Genomic DNA, 14,472 nt, shown 5'->3' with positions numbered 1-14,472 from the left:
TACTTAAATTGATTTATAAAAATTATACCAATTGTTTCCTAGTATCCCATGTGTCTCATCATCTGAAAATCCAATCTTTTTGAGACCTTTTTCTATATTTGAAAACCCTCTTGCGTCTTCAAACCATTCAGGTTGTTTTGGAAAACCTGGTTTGTTCTTTGATCCTTCTCCATAATTTTTAGTTTTAGTCCAAGTACCATTTCTCATCCATTCAACTACGCTGTCAGGTTGATCAAGACAAAGATCTGATCCTATGCCAATTTTACTTGCATCCATAAACTCTGCAGTCTTCGCAACCATTTCACAAAAACTATCAAGACTACAATTGGTATTATCTCTTAAGTGATGTGGATACAAAGATAAACCCAGCATTCCTCCGCTATCACTTAGCATCTTGAGTAAATCTGTGGACTTATTTCTTTTTGCAGCATGCCAAAAAGATGGGTTTGCATGTGTAATCGCAATTGGTTTTTCACTTATTTCAATTGCATCCATAGTGCTTTTTTCTGCAGAATGAGACATATCAATAACGATACCTACCCTATTCATTTCTTTTATTGCTTCTCTTCCAAAATTAGTCACTCCACTATCAATTTTTTCATAGCAACCGGTAGCAAGAAGAGATTGGTTGTTATAAGTTAGCTGCATAAATCTACATCCAAGTTCATGAACTTTTTCAACCAAACCTAAGTCATCTTCAATTGGTGAACAATTTTGAAAACCAAAAAATATTGCAGTTTTGTTTTCAAGCTTTGCTTTTTCAATATCCTTAAAATCTTTTCCTAGAAAGATAAGGTCAGAATTTTCCTTAAAAATTTTTTCCCACTTATTTAATTCTGTTAACAACTCATCATAATCTTCATGGTAAACAATAGTTACATGAACTGCATCTAAACCTGCAGCCCGATTTATTTCAAAAATTTTTCTAGACCAATTGCAATATTGCAAATTATCAATTTTAAAATTCATAACCAGTTAAGATTAATCAATCTAAATTGAAATACTATTAATTTTATTGAAATTTTTGATGAATTTTGAAATAAACATTAGGATCATTTTTTCATGAAAAAAAATACTAATAAAAAAGTTTCAATAGTTATGGGTAGTCAATCAGACTACAAAACTATGCAATTAGCAGAAAAAACTCTTAAACAATTAGGTGTTTCGTTTGAAACTAAAATTGTTTCAGCTCATCGTACTCCAAAAAGAATGTATGATTTTGCATTAAAGGCAGAAAAAAATAACATTGGTGTTATTATTGCTGGTGCTGGCGGATCGGCACATTTACCAGGAATGATTTCTGCATTAACTCAAATTCCAGTTCTAGGAGTGCCGATTGAAAGCAAAAAACTAAAAGGTTTAGATAGTTTGCTTTCTATTGCTCAAATGCCAAAGGGCATTCCTGTTGGCACTTTAGCAATTGGAGAGGATGGTGCCATTAATGCTGCACTACTTGCAGCTGAAATAATGGCTATTAATAATTCATCGGTCAAAAATAAGTTAAAAAATTGGAGATCAAAGCAAACTAAATCTGTTAAAAGAAATCCAAAATAGAAATGTCGAATATTACTCTTGGAATCATTGGGGGCGGCCAATTAGGAAGTATGCTTTCAATTGCAGCAAAAAAATTAGGAATAAAAATAATAATTTTTTGTGATGATTTAGAAGCGCCAGCACAGAATTTTTGTGATGAATTCATTGGAGCAAAATATGATGATAAAGAAAAAATAAATGAATTTGTAAACAAAGTTGATATCGTAACTTATGAATTCGAAAACATACCTTATGAAACATTAAATGATATTAACAAGTTAAAACCAGTATTACCAAAACCCTCAGTTAATAGATTAATTCAACATCGGCTAGCTGAAAAAGATTTTGTAAATAAATTAAATATAAGAACCACTAGATACGTCTCTGTTGAAAATCAGTCTGATATTGATGTTCTTGAAGATTTTTTACCAGGTATAATTAAAACAACTACACTAGGCTACGATGGAAAAGGACAACACCCTGTTTCATCAACAGAGGAATTAAAAAATCTTAAATTAGATTTATCAAGAGGATACATTTTAGAAAAATTAGTCAAACTTAAAAAAGAGATATCCATTATCATAACTAGGTTCAATAACAATAAATATGAAATTTATGAACCTATAGAAAATACCCATGAAGATCAGATCTTAAAACATTCCAAAATACCTGCAGATATAAATGAAAAAATATTTAATCAATCTAAAGATTGGGCAATTCTTATTGCTGAAGAACTTAAGTATGTGGGCACTCTATGTGTAGAATTTTTTATAGATAGAAATGATAATCTTTATGTAAATGAAATTGCTCCAAGAGTTCATAATTCTGGCCATTTAACAATTAATGCTTTTAATGTAAGTCAATTTGAAAATCATATTAGAGCTGTTTGTGGACTTGAACAAATACCTTTAAAAAAATTATCTAATGCAAAAATGATAAATTTACTAGGAGATCAAATATCTCACTACAGAAATTCTCCAAAACTGAAAGATAATGAATTCTTTTTTGATTATTTAAAAAAAGAAATTAAAGATAAAAGAAAAATGGGTCATATCACTATTCTGGAATAAAATGTTAAAATCAATTGAAGGAAATTTTGATGATCCAGAAGTTCATAAGCTTTTAACCAAGCATTTTGTTGAACTAAGAGCTGCCTCACCAGAGGGAAGTGCTCATGTTTTAGACATTCCAGGTCTTAAAGTTCCATCGATTAAATTCTGGAGTTTATATCATGATGATCAATTAATGGGATGTGGTGCACTAAAATTTTTAGATAAAGGACATGGAGAATTTAAATCAATCAGAATTCATGATAATTTTCGAAAAAAAGGACACGGTGTAACTGTTGTTAATCATCTAATTAGTGAGGCAAAAAAATTAGATATTAAAAGATTAAGTATTGAAACAGGTGCTGGAGATTTTTTTATTCCAGCTAGAAAACTCTTTAAATCATGTGGTTTTGAGCCTTGTGAACCTTTTGCTCATTATAAAGAAGATGTTAATTCTGTTTATTTGACTAAATTGATTGCTACAGATTGACAATAAATTTAGATAATTTCTCTATTTTGTTGACAAAACCCATTAAAATCTAAAGAAAGCCTGAATTACTTAATTATAAATTTTAAGTAATAATTAACATAACAAAAAGTAAGAAGAAATAATATGAGTCTAACAGGTAAAGTAAAATGGTTCAATCCAACCAAAGGTTTTGGTTTTATTGAAAGAGAAGACAAAGAAAAAGATGTGTTTGTACATGTTTCAGCAGTAAGAGATGCTGGTATGAACGGTTTAGATGAGGGTCAAGCTTTGACTTTCGATGTTGAAGATGGTCCCAAAGGTCCTTCAGCAGTTAACTTAAAAACTGCATAATTTCACACTTCCTATTGGCTGAAAAAATTTTATTTTTTAATAAATAATTTTATTCAGCCAATACCAAATCTTATAAAAAACAACTTTTAGTCAAAGAAATTAATTATATAAGTTGTATTTAAGATAATAATAAATTTATGATCGGAATTTTAGGTGGAATGGGTACTCAAGCTGGTCTTGATTTTTGTAATAAACTTGCAGTACTGAATAGAGGTAAAATTGATCAAGAGTATCCTTTATTTGTTTTGTATAACAAATCAAATATTCCTGGAAGACCAGAGTCTATAGGTACTCAAACAAAAAACTTATCAAATATAAATACAAACAAATCTAATAAAACTAAATATAATAAAGTTTTAAAAAGTCTTCTTGAAGGTTGTAAGTTATTAGAAAAAAATAAATGCAAATTTATTGTTATCCCATGTAATACAGCACATTATTGGTTTGATGATCTCCAAAAAAAAATAAATATCCCAATTATAAACATGCCCAAAGAAGTATTTAAATTTACAAAAAAGAATTGTAAAAAAAATTCAAAAGTTGGTTTATTGGCAACAGAAGGTACTTTAAAAACTGGAGTGTATAATAAATTTTTTGATCAGAACTATCAATTAGTTAACCCATCTGAAAATCTTCAAAAAAACTCAGTAAACAAAGCAATCAAATTTGTAAAAATGGGTAATGTTAGAGCTGCTGAAAAAGCTATTAAACCGGCTATAAAATATTTGATAAAAATGAAATGTAAAAAAATAATTTTAGGCTGTACTGAGTTGCCGATTGCAATTTTCGCCTTTAAATCATTCAAAAATGTTAAATCTTCAAAGATATTTTTAGATCCAAATTTAATTCTTGCTCATTCTGCAATGCAGAAGCACAAAAGATAAACCGTGACAACTAAAATTGATAAGCCCTACGTTCTAAGAGTTGCTGAATTAATTTATTCAAAAATAATTGAGATAAAAAACCAAAATCCTGAAGTTAATAACATTCAAGCATTTGAAATTTTCATGACAACAAAAGATTATGATTTTATTAGCTCAGGAGAATTTCATGAAAATTGGATATCAGAATTAAAAAATAATGATTTTATTGATAAAATTACGGGTAAGAAAATTAATGAAGAAACACTTAGACTTTTAGATATTCAAAAAGACTCTATGGTTAAATTTTTGCTCAAAATACCAAAATTGTATTATACAAAAACTCATTTCCCTTTAGAATTATCTCAAAGAGCCTTCAATCATCTTTGGAGAGTTTGTGAAAGTTATGAGATGTGGTGCAAAGAAACTAAGCAAAAAAATTTAATTAAATTAAATTTAATTGATTAAATTTTAGATTATTAACTACAGTGATTAAGGTATTCCCATTTATATTTATCTTACTTTGGTCATCAGCATTCATAACTACAAAACCAATCATTGATTACAGCGATCCTTTTGCTGCGTTAGCTTTTAGATTTGCACTTGTAGCATTTGGTTTTTTAATTTTTTCTATCTATTCAAGACAGAAAATAATTGTGAGTAAAAAAAATTTTTTACAATCTTTTTTTAGTGGAGTTCTTTTTCATGGGTTTTATTTAGGAGGTGTTTTTTATTCAATTTCTATTGGAATGCCTACTGGCCTTGCTGCTTTAATTGTAACACTTCAACCAATACTAACTAACGCTTTAAGTGGACCAATACTAAAAGAGCAAGTTTCTGTTAAACAATGGATAGGTGTTTTGTTAGGATTTATTGGAGCATCATTGGTTCTAGGTTTTGAAATTGGATCAAAAATTCCAACTGCTGGATTAATTGCAACCATTATTGCTTTGCTAGCAATAACAAGTTCAACTCTTTGGCAAAAAACAATAAGCAACAACCTACCCTTATCAGTAAGTAATATGAACCAAGCACTAGGGGGTTTTTCATTTCATTTATTAATTATAATTTTCTTTGCTGATCCATACATTGAATTTTCAAAAACATTTATAATTGCAATGAGTCATCAAATTTTTTTAGTATCCTTTGGAGCATTCACAATACTTATGTTCTTAATTAAAAATAATTCTGCAAGTAAAACAGTTTCAATATTTTTTTTAATTCCACCAACATCTGCATTTATGGCATGGTTATTTTTAAACGAAAAATTATCTAATTTAGATCTTTTAGGATTTTTAATCACGACTATAGGTGTTTATATTGCAACTAGAGATAAATAATTACTTTGCAATATATCCGAACTCTAATGATGCATCTGTTATTGAATGATAAAGAGACTCGCCAAAACTTCTTAGTCCAAATATTCTAAATTTATCTGGATTATCATCAAGCATATCAATAGTAACCGACATTCCGTTGTAAGTAGAATTTAAACATTGATTTTTTTCTAGCTCACCAAAATTAAATGGGCATCCTTTTTTTAAAACTTCCTTAGCCTCCTTACCTTCAATTTCAATTATTGCTTTTGAATGAGATATGTCTGTTATTGCAAATTCATTATCATTAAATTTTTGCTCAATTTCTTTTAAAAGGTCATGTTTCTTAGAAACTAAAAGCCAATTTCTTGGTCCATTCCAAAGTATTCTCGTATTATCATTAGAGCTTACAGAAGAAGGATTATCTATTAAATTTAAACCATCTATTTGAATATTATCTAATGATAAGTTTGACCTTTTATACTGAACTATCTGTACAATTAATAAATTAGTGGTTTCAGATATTGAAAGTAAACTTTTATCATCTTTACCTTCAAAATCTCCAAATTGACCTTTTGCATGCACATTATTTAAAGCTGAAAGTGAACTCATGATCTAACTCTCTCTCCTTTAGGGTCAACATAATGTGAAGAAACTATTTCTACTGGAATAACTTTGTTTTTTAATGGAGACATTACAAATAATTTTTCTCCAATCATATTTTTTCCATCCTTTAATATTGCTAATGAAAACGGATTATCATACTCAACACTCCAACAAGAAGCTGAGATATGGCCTAATTTTTTATTTGGCAAAGGTGCATTAGCATCTTTAACTAAATGTGATCCTTCTGGAATACTGGTTTTTTTATCCAATGGGACAACGCCAACAATTCGCTGTCTATCTTCAGCAACAAAAGCTGCTCTCTGCAATGATCTTTTTCCAATAAAATCTTTCTTTTTACTCAATAACCCTTCTAAAGCATTGTCGTAAGGAATTGTTCTTCCATCTAATTCAGAACCTGCAACGTGCCCCATTTCGATTCTAAGTGTAGATAATGCTTCAGTTCCATACGGTTGAATTTCAAACTCTTCTCCAAGTTCAATTATTTTTTCCCACATAAATCTTCCGTTATCAGACCCTACATTAACTTCGTAAGCTAATTCACCTGAGAATGAAATTCTGAAAATTCTTGCTTTAACTCCAAATAAATCACCCTCGACATATCCCATAAACGGAAGACCTTCATTAGATACATCTGTTTTAGGAAACAATTTCTGTAATAAATCTCTTGATTTAGGGCCAGCTATGGCAGCTCCTGCCCATTGCTCAGTTGTTGAAACTACATTTACATTAAGTTCATGCCAAACAAGTTGCAAATAATACTCCAAATGTGAAAGCACATTAGCTGCTTGAGCAGTAGTTGTTGTCATGTGATAGTGGTTTTCTGAAATTCTAGTAGTTGTACCATCATCCATCACTATCCCATCTTCTCTTAACATCACTCCATATCTTGCTTTTCCAACAGGTAACTTCAACCATGCATTTGTGTATACTCTGTTTAAAAATTCTGCAGCATCTGGCCCCTTAATATCAATCTTACCAAGGGTTGTTACGTCACAAACACCAACATTTGTTCTTACATTTTTCGCTTCTCTTTTTGATGCTTCAAACAAAGTTTCGTTTCCTCTTTTATAATATCTTGGTCTTAACCAAACTCCTGCATCAACAAAAACAGCGTTATGCTCTTCATGCCAACTGTGAATTGGAGATTTTCTTGTTGGTTTTGAATGTTTTCCTACTTCTCTACCAACGATAGCCCCGATAGAAATAGGTGTATAAGGAGGTCTAAAAGTTGTGTGGCCAACGGACGGAACAACTTTATTTTCAATCTCAGAAACTAATTGCAATCCATTTAAATTACTTGTTTTTCCTTGGTCTGTTGCCATACCTAAAGTGGTATATCTTTTTACGTGTTCGATTGATCTATAACCTTCTCTTAAAGCAATCTCTACATCAGAAACAGCAACATCATTTTGAAAATCTAAAAATCTTTTATAACTTTTACCTTTTGGTAATGGAACGCACCAAAACTTATCATGTTTAGAATATTTTTTTTCAACTACATTTGGAATAGATATTTCATTATCTTTCTCAGTAATTTTTTTTGATAATTCTTTTCCTTTTTCAAATGATGTTTTTAAAGTTTCTTCTAGTGTAAATATACCATTTGCAGCTCCCAAAGTTGTTTCATTTTGTTTTGAAACTCCTGGAACAAACGCGTCTATCTCTTCATTAAATTTGGTTTTGTTTCCTGATTGTGATGCTAAATGAATTGTAGGTGTCCAAAATCCAGAAACACATATGCAATCACAATTTATATTTTCTATTTTGCCAAGTGTTTTCTTATCTTCAGAAATAGTTGCTATATCTGCTGATTTTACTTTTTTATAACCTTGTGCTGCAACTACTACATGTGAATTTTTAATATTAATTCCTAAATTTTTCGCTTCATCAATAATTTCTGATTGTGGATTAAATCTTGAATCTAAAACTATAGGCTCAACTCCGTGTTTTTTAAATTCAATTGCAGTTTCATAACCACTATCATTGTTTGTAAATACTAAAGGTTTCTTTCCAACCAAGACACCATAAACTTTTAAATATTCTTTAGCTGCAGATGAAAGCATTACACCAGGCGTATCATTGTTTCCAAAAACAATTGGTCTTTCAATTGAACCAGATGAAATTAGAACTTCTTTTGCTCTGATGTACCATAGTCTTTTGTTTGGATGATATTTTTTAGTTTTAGGTAAATGATCACTAACTTTTTCAGACATTACTAACATATTGTGATCATAGTATCCAAAAACTTGAGATCTATTTTTTACAATTACATTCGGCATCTGTTTCAATTCTGAAATAATACCATCTGCCCAATCTTTTCCGGATTGGTTACCGATATTCACATCACTCGTTAATAATGAGCCGCCATATCTTGGTTTATCTTCAGCTAAAATAACTTTGGCTCCATTTTTGGCTGCAGCATAAGCGCTCGCTAAACCTGATGGTCCAGAACCAGCAATTAAAAGATCGCAGTACTCATATTTATGTTCGTATCTTTCTTTGTCATGCTTTGTTGAAGCTACACCTAATCCAGCTGCTTTTCTTATAAATGGCTCATAAATTTTATACCAAAAGCTTTTTGGCCACATAAAAGTTTTGTAATAAAATCCAGCAGGTAAAAATATTTTTAAAAAATTGTTTATTGCTCCAATATCAAAGTTGACACTTGGCCAACAATTAACACTGCTTGCCTCTAATCCTTCAAATAATTCTTGTTCAGTTGCTTTAATATTTGGCTCAGTTTCACCATTTCTATAAAGTTGAACAACTGCATAAGGTTCATCAACTCCTGCACCAAAAAACCCTCTAGGTCTATGATATTTGAAACTTCTACCTACTAAATGAACTCCATTTGCCAGTAAAGCTGAAGCTAATGTATCACCTTCATAACCAAAATAAGATTTACCGTTGAACTTAAAAGAAATTTTTTTATTTCTATTTATTAAGCCACCTGTTTCTATTCGATAACTCTTAGTCATTAAGCAATTTCTTCGTTAGCTTTATAAGTTTTAAAAATTTCATGGGTTACGGTATCTCTCTCAACTTTAATCCATTGTCTGCAACCAGATAAATGCTGCCAAAGTTCTAAATGTTTTCCTCTAGGGCTTACTCTGTTATATACAAAATTATCCCACTCCTGATCAGTAACTTCTTTATTTAGCTCAGGTCTTTTAACAGTTGCATCACCACCATACGAAAATTCATTTTGCGATCTCATTCCACAATGTGGGCATTTAATATGTAACATTTATGAAATCCAAGTTTTTGTACCAAGACCTTTTTCATCAATAAGATGACCAGTGCTAAATCTATTCAAACTATATCCTGCATTTAATTCATGTACTCTATCTTGAGCAATTGTATGTGCGAATGTCCATCCTGATGCTGGAGTTGCTTTAAAACCTCCGTAACACCATCCACAATTTAAATATAAACCTTCGATGTGAGTTTTATCAATTATTGGTGAACCATCCATTGACATGTCCATGATCCCACCCCAAGTTCTTAGCATTTTTAATTTACTTAAAAATGGCATCATCGCAATTCCTTCAGTTAAAACATGTTGTAAGGTTGGAAGATTACCTCTTTGAGCATAACTATTGTAACCATCGAGGTCTCCACCCATTACCATTTCTCCTTTATCTGATTGACTAATATAAAAATGACCTGCACCAAAAGTTACAACTTTATCTAAAACTGGTTTCACTGGTTCAGAAACACAAGCTTGTAAAAGATGAGTTTCAATTGGTAAAGTCATATTTAATTTTTCTGCTAAAATATTTGTACTACCTGCAACGCATAGACCAACTTTCTTTGCTTTGATATTTCCTCTCGATGTTCTTATTCCTTTTATTTTTCCTGCAGAAACATCAAAACCTGTTACTTCACAATTTTGAATTATATCAACACCCATTGAGTCTGCTTGACGAGCGTACCCCCAAGCTACTGCATCATGACGAGCGGTTCCAGCGCTTGGTTGCATCAATCCACCAAAGATTGGAAACCTTACATTATCTGAAAAGTCAGCCATTGGAATTAATTCTTTTACTTCTTCTCTGTTTAAAAGAACTGCATCAATTCCATTTAATCTCATTGAATTTCCTCTTCTTGCATATGCATTCATTTGTGCATCTGAGTGTGCAAGATTAATAATTCCTCTTGGAGAAAACATTACGTTGTAATTTAAGTCCTGACTCATCTTTCTCCATAGATCCATTCCAAACTCACTGAAAAGACCATTTTCATCGTGCATGTAGTTTGATCTGATAATTGTAGTGTTACGACCAACGTTTCCACCGCCAATCCATCCTTTTTCAATGATGGCTACTTTTGTAATTTGATGCTCTTTAGCTAGATAATATGCGGTAGCTAGACCATGGCCACCGCCTCCGATGATAACAACATCGTACTCTTCTTTAGGATTCGGGTCTTTCCAAGCTAAATCCCAATTTTGATGACCTGTTAGTGCATTTTTAACTAAGCTAAAAATAGAATACTTTTGCATGCTAGAATTTTATATTAATGAATTTAAATAGTTCTTATTTTTTTTATATATATATTTTAGAAGTTTCGAAAAATCTCAAATAAGATAATTATTATGGGAAATAATTTATAATAAAGGATAACGAATGAGCGAAGTTAAATCAGATATTCAAATAGCTAGAGAAGCTAAAATGCAACCAATAAATGCTATTTTAGCAAAGATAAATGTACCTGATGAAAGCTCTGCGTTTAGTCCTATGGGCCGACATATTGCAAAAATAAATTTAGAATATTTGGAGCAACTAAAAGATAAGCCAGATGGAAAATTAATTTTAGTAACTGCTATTACTCCTACTCCAGCAGGTGAAGGGAAAACAACTACTTCGGTTGGATTAAATGACGGTTTAAATAAAATTGGAAAAAAATCTATCGTTTGTCTTAGAGAACCAAGCTTAGGTCCTTCTTTTGGTATGAAAGGTGGAGCAGCTGGTGGGGGTTATGCTCAAGTTGTTCCAATGGAACAGATCAATTTACATTTCACAGGTGACTTTCATGCAATTACATCTGCTCATAATTTATTATCAGCATTAATCGATAATCATATTTATTGGGGAAATAAATTGGATATCGATGTTAGAAGAATTGTTTGGAAAAGAGTTATGGATATGAATGATAGATCATTAAGATCTATAAATATAAATTTAGGTGGTGTAGCTAATGGTTTTCCAAGAGAAGATGGCTTTGATATTACTGTTGCATCAGAGATAATGGCAATCTTTTGCTTATCAAATGATTTGGAAGATTTAGAAAAAAGAATTGGAAATATAACTATTGGGTACACTAGAGATAAAAAACCAGTTTATGCAAAAGATTTAAATGCTCAAGGTCCTATGACAGTTCTTTTAAAAGAAGCTATCAGACCTAATGTTACACAAACTTTAGAAAACAATCCTGCAATTATTCATGGTGGTCCATTTGCAAATATTGCTCATGGTTGTAACTCAGTAATTGCAACAAAGACTGGTTTAAAATTAGCAGACTATGTTGTAACTGAAGCAGGATTTGGTGCTGACCTTGGTGCGGAAAAATTCTTAGACATTAAATGCAGAAAATCAAATTTAAAACCAAGCTGTGTAGTAATTGTTGCAACTATAAGAGCTTTAAAAATGCACGGTGGTGTTGCTAAAGATGATTTAAAAAATGAAAATGTTGAAGCTTTAAAAAAAGGGCTGGTAAATTTAGAAAGACATATTCAAAATGTTAAAAAGTTTAGTTTACCTGTGGCTGTAGCAGTTAATCATTTTATAAAAGATACTGATAATGAAGTAAAAGCACTTATAGAATTCTGTGATAATTTAGGTGTTAAAGCTAGTCTATGTACTCATTGGTCAAATGGTGGTGAAGGTACAAAAGAATTAGCAGCTCATGTTTCAGAATTGTGTGAAAAAGATGAAGCTAAATTTCAATTTTTATATGAAAGCAAAACACCATTGTTTAAAAAAATAGAGACTATTGCAAAAGAAATTTATAGAGCAGATGAAGTAATTGCTGATACAAAAATTAGAGATCAGCTTAAAAACTTTGAAGAAGCTGGATATGGTGATTTACCTATTTGTGTTGCTAAAACTCAATACAGTTTTTCAACAGATCCAAATCTTAAAGGAGCACCTACAGGTCATGCTTTACCAGTAAGAGAGGTAAGGCTATCATCAGGAGCAGAGTTTATTGTGGTTATTTGCGGTGCAATCATGACTATGCCTGGTTTACCAAGGGTTCCTGCAGCTGACTCAATTAAACTAAATGAAAAAGGCGAGATTGAGGGATTATTCTAAGTTAAGATAATCTAACCAATTCTCCAATTCTCGCATTCTAGAAATTTTATCTAATTTTTTATTTTCTATTTCTATATTTTTAATGTGATCATCAATATGATTTTGGTCTTTAAAAGCACCACGTTCTATAAGTCTATCTTTTCTAAAAATAATTAAGTTAATCATTTTATTATATGTAATTTCTGGATGATACTGAAGACCCCACACATCACAATTTCCAATTTTAAAATTTAAACCTTGAACGTTATTAATTGGGTTCGAGGCTAGCAGTGTAGAATTTTCTGGTAGTCTAACAACTTCATCAAAATTAAATGCTGGGGTATTAAACTTTTTATTTTTGTTTTTATATAATAGATGATTTAAACCATTTTCATTAATTTCAATATCTCTTGCGATACCTCTGTGTGACCCCTTCTCAGCTTTTTTAACCTCACCTCCAGCAGCAGTTACTGCAACTTGCATCCCCCAACATATCGCTAAAACTTTTTTAATTCTTTTCTGGCATTCTTTCATAAATTCAATTTGTCTTATTATTTCAGGCGTCTTATTATAAATATTTAAACTACTTCCACCCCAAATGAGACCATCATAACTTTCTAGTGGATCAATATTCTCACTTATATTTTCATCTGAGGATGGATTAACTACATCTATTTTTAATTGGTCAGTAAAATGAGAAAGACTATGTTTTAAACTTTCTGTATGAGTTTGAATACCAACCTCTGAGAAACTTTGATTTTCCTCTTTTAAATTACCCTCTACAACCAAAATTTTCTTCATTAAAATAATTCTCCTGAAATACTTTTTTTATACATCTCTTTTAAATCATCTTGTGTTATTTTTTTTGGATTGCTTCCTGTAGATGGATCTTCAAATGCCATTAAAGAAAGTTTTTCTAAATCAATTTCATTACAATCCATAACATCTGAAAGTTTATGAGGAATGTTTAATTCTTTACGTAAATTTAATATCCATTCTAAAAAGCTTTCAAATGTACTATTTAGATTAAGATAATTACAAATAGATATAATTCTGTTTTCAATAACTGATTTATTGAAAGTTAAAACATAAGGCATAAATATCGCGTTACTTAAACCATGATGTACATCAAACTGTGCATTTATTGGATGACTTAGAGAATGTATTGCACCAAGACCCTTTTGAAAAGCAGTAGAGCCCATGCTAGATGCTGCTAACATTTCAGATCTAGCTTCTATGTTAGTACCATTTTTATAAACCTCTATTAAAGAATTTTTAATCAATCTCATACCCTCAAGCGCTATACCATCAGCCATAGGGTGAAACCCTGGTGCGCAAAAAGCCTCAAGATTATGAGCAAGTGCATCCATTCCTGTTGCAGCTGTTATTCTTGGTGGAAGTTCTTTTGTTAAATTTGGATCTAAAATTACTATAGAAGGTAAAATTTTTGGATGAAAAATTATTTTTTTTATTCCTGTTTCTTCATTTATGATTGCTGAAGCCCTTCCTGTCTCTGAGCCTGTTCCTGCAGTAGTTGGAACCGCTATAATTGGAGAAATTTTATTTCCATCAGCTCTTGTCCAATAATCTCCTATATCCTCAAAATCCCATATAGGTCTTTTTTGACCGCACATAAAAGCTATTCCTTTCCCAACATCTAATGCACTACCTCCACCAAAGGCAATAACTCCATCACATTTTTTTTCTATATATAAAGAGACCCCATCCATTACGTTTTTTCCAGTTGGGTTTCCTGAAAATTGTGAAAATACTTGTAAATGATCAAAGTCTTTTTTTAATTTTTCAATTACTTTTGAAGTCATTGGTAGATTTAAAAGATCCTTGTCAGTTACAAAAAATGGACTTTTAATTTTTAAGTTCAAACAAGCGTTTGCAAGATCATCTATTTTACCTGCTCCAAACCAAATAGTGGTAGGATAATTCCAATTCATAATTTTATATAAAAACAATACA

Annotated in this window: 15 protein-coding genes; 8 read left to right on the top strand and 7 right to left on the bottom strand. The window is 31.0% G+C overall.

Annotated features, from left to right (window positions below):
• Positions 1–3: 3 nt before the first annotated feature.
• Complete coding sequence (locus ACQY31_RS07030; protein ID WP_428079774.1) at positions 4–969, bottom strand: membrane dipeptidase; 966 nt, start codon at positions 967–969, stop codon at positions 4–6.
• A 93-nt stretch (positions 970–1,062) separates the two neighbouring features.
• Between ACQY31_RS07030 and purE the strand changes: the two genes are divergently transcribed.
• The 7 genes from purE (at position 1,063) to ACQY31_RS06995 (ending at position 5,602) form a co-directional block, all read left to right on the top strand.
• Positions 1,063–1,554, top strand: coding sequence for a 5-(carboxyamino)imidazole ribonucleotide mutase (gene purE, locus ACQY31_RS07025; protein WP_428079773.1), 492 nt, complete (start codon positions 1,063–1,065; stop codon positions 1,552–1,554).
• A gap of 2 nt (positions 1,555–1,556) precedes the next feature.
• On the top strand, positions 1,557–2,603 hold the full coding sequence (locus ACQY31_RS07020; RefSeq protein ID WP_428079772.1) for a 5-(carboxyamino)imidazole ribonucleotide synthase: 1,047 nt from the start codon (positions 1,557–1,559) through the stop codon (positions 2,601–2,603).
• Position 2,604: 1 nt separating this feature from the next.
• Positions 2,605–3,072: a GNAT family N-acetyltransferase gene (locus ACQY31_RS07015; protein ID WP_428079771.1), complete on the top strand. Its 468-nt coding sequence runs from the start codon at positions 2,605–2,607 to the stop codon at positions 3,070–3,072.
• Between the two features lie 123 nt (positions 3,073–3,195).
• On the top strand, positions 3,196–3,402 hold the full coding sequence (locus tag ACQY31_RS07010; protein ID WP_075506166.1) for a cold-shock protein: 207 nt from the start codon (positions 3,196–3,198) through the stop codon (positions 3,400–3,402).
• A 137-nt stretch (positions 3,403–3,539) separates the two neighbouring features.
• The gene (locus tag ACQY31_RS07005; protein ID WP_428079770.1) at positions 3,540–4,286 is read left to right on the top strand and encodes an aspartate/glutamate racemase family protein; all 747 of its coding nucleotides are present in this window, start codon (positions 3,540–3,542) and stop codon (positions 4,284–4,286) included.
• A gap of 3 nt (positions 4,287–4,289) precedes the next feature.
• Complete coding sequence (locus tag ACQY31_RS07000) at positions 4,290–4,730, top strand: hypothetical protein (protein ID WP_428079769.1); 441 nt, start codon at positions 4,290–4,292, stop codon at positions 4,728–4,730.
• 20 nt (positions 4,731–4,750) lie between these two features.
• Positions 4,751–5,602, top strand: a complete 852-nt coding sequence (locus ACQY31_RS06995; protein WP_428079768.1) for a DMT family transporter — start codon at positions 4,751–4,753, stop codon at positions 5,600–5,602.
• Here the strand turns inward: ACQY31_RS06995 and ACQY31_RS06990 are convergent, their stop codons facing one another.
• From ACQY31_RS06990 to ACQY31_RS06975, 4 genes are read right to left on the bottom strand one after another with little or no spacing between them, the layout of a single operon-like run.
• Entirely contained in the window at positions 5,603–6,190 is a 588-nt protein-coding gene (locus ACQY31_RS06990; RefSeq protein ID WP_428079767.1) for a sarcosine oxidase subunit gamma, read from the bottom strand. It abuts the gene before it with no gap.
• On the bottom strand, positions 6,187–9,183 hold the full coding sequence (locus tag ACQY31_RS06985) for a sarcosine oxidase subunit alpha family protein (RefSeq protein WP_428079766.1): 2,997 nt from the start codon (positions 9,181–9,183) through the stop codon (positions 6,187–6,189). The genes ACQY31_RS06990 and ACQY31_RS06985 overlap by 4 nt, the downstream gene beginning before the upstream one ends.
• Positions 9,183–9,452, bottom strand: a complete 270-nt coding sequence (locus ACQY31_RS06980) for a sarcosine oxidase subunit delta (protein ID WP_428079765.1) — start codon at positions 9,450–9,452, stop codon at positions 9,183–9,185. Before ACQY31_RS06980 ends, ACQY31_RS06985 begins: the two co-directional genes overlap by 1 nt.
• Entirely contained in the window at positions 9,453–10,709 is a 1,257-nt protein-coding gene (locus ACQY31_RS06975; RefSeq protein ID WP_075506173.1) for a sarcosine oxidase subunit beta family protein, read from the bottom strand.
• 124 nt (positions 10,710–10,833) lie between these two features.
• Between ACQY31_RS06975 and ACQY31_RS06970 the strand changes: the two genes are divergently transcribed.
• Positions 10,834–12,519: a formate--tetrahydrofolate ligase gene (locus ACQY31_RS06970; protein WP_428079764.1), complete on the top strand. Its 1,686-nt coding sequence runs from the start codon at positions 10,834–10,836 to the stop codon at positions 12,517–12,519.
• On the opposite strand, the gene ACQY31_RS06965 is transcribed toward ACQY31_RS06970, so the two are convergent.
• Both ACQY31_RS06965 and ACQY31_RS06960 read right to left on the bottom strand, forming a co-directional pair.
• Entirely contained in the window at positions 12,511–13,299 is a 789-nt protein-coding gene (locus ACQY31_RS06965; protein WP_428079763.1) for a type 1 glutamine amidotransferase, read from the bottom strand. The genes ACQY31_RS06970 and ACQY31_RS06965 overlap by 9 nt on opposite strands.
• The gene (locus tag ACQY31_RS06960) at positions 13,299–14,450 is read right to left on the bottom strand and encodes an iron-containing alcohol dehydrogenase (RefSeq protein ID WP_428079762.1); all 1,152 of its coding nucleotides are present in this window, start codon (positions 14,448–14,450) and stop codon (positions 13,299–13,301) included. Before ACQY31_RS06960 ends, ACQY31_RS06965 begins: the two co-directional genes overlap by 1 nt.
• Between the last annotated feature and the right edge of the window lie 22 nt (positions 14,451–14,472).

This window comes from Candidatus Pelagibacter sp. (genome assembly GCF_965262185.1).
GTDB lineage: Bacteria > Pseudomonadota > Alphaproteobacteria > Pelagibacterales > Pelagibacteraceae > Pelagibacter.
This window is presented reverse-complemented; position numbering and strand designations above follow the sequence as displayed.

Bases quoted from the DNA above. Each gene is read 5' to 3' on its own strand.
- ACQY31_RS07030 (WP_428079774.1), bottom strand. From the start codon at position 969: ATGAATTTTAAAATTGATAATTTGCAATATTGCAATTGGTCTAGAAAA.
- purE (WP_428079773.1), top strand. From the start codon at position 1,063: ATGAAAAAAAATACTAATAAAAAAGTTTCAATAGTTATGGGTAGTCAA.
- ACQY31_RS07020 (WP_428079772.1), top strand. From the start codon at position 1,557: ATGTCGAATATTACTCTTGGAATCATTGGGGGCGGCCAATTAGGAAGT.
- ACQY31_RS07015 (WP_428079771.1), top strand. From the start codon at position 2,605: ATGTTAAAATCAATTGAAGGAAATTTTGATGATCCAGAAGTTCATAAG.
- ACQY31_RS07010 (WP_075506166.1), top strand. From the start codon at position 3,196: ATGAGTCTAACAGGTAAAGTAAAATGGTTCAATCCAACCAAAGGTTTT.
- ACQY31_RS07005 (WP_428079770.1), top strand. From the start codon at position 3,540: ATGATCGGAATTTTAGGTGGAATGGGTACTCAAGCTGGTCTTGATTTT.
- ACQY31_RS06990 (WP_428079767.1), bottom strand. From the start codon at position 6,190: ATGAGTTCACTTTCAGCTTTAAATAATGTGCATGCAAAAGGTCAATTT.
- ACQY31_RS06985 (WP_428079766.1), bottom strand. From the start codon at position 9,183: ATGACTAAGAGTTATCGAATAGAAACAGGTGGCTTAATAAATAGAAAT.
- ACQY31_RS06980 (WP_428079765.1), bottom strand. From the start codon at position 9,452: ATGTTACATATTAAATGCCCACATTGTGGAATGAGATCGCAAAATGAA.
- ACQY31_RS06975 (WP_075506173.1), bottom strand. From the start codon at position 10,709: ATGCAAAAGTATTCTATTTTTAGCTTAGTTAAAAATGCACTAACAGGT.
- ACQY31_RS06970 (WP_428079764.1), top strand. From the start codon at position 10,834: ATGAGCGAAGTTAAATCAGATATTCAAATAGCTAGAGAAGCTAAAATG.
- ACQY31_RS06965 (WP_428079763.1), bottom strand. From the start codon at position 13,299: ATGAAGAAAATTTTGGTTGTAGAGGGTAATTTAAAAGAGGAAAATCAA.
- ACQY31_RS06960 (WP_428079762.1), bottom strand. From the start codon at position 14,450: ATGAATTGGAATTATCCTACCACTATTTGGTTTGGAGCAGGTAAAATA.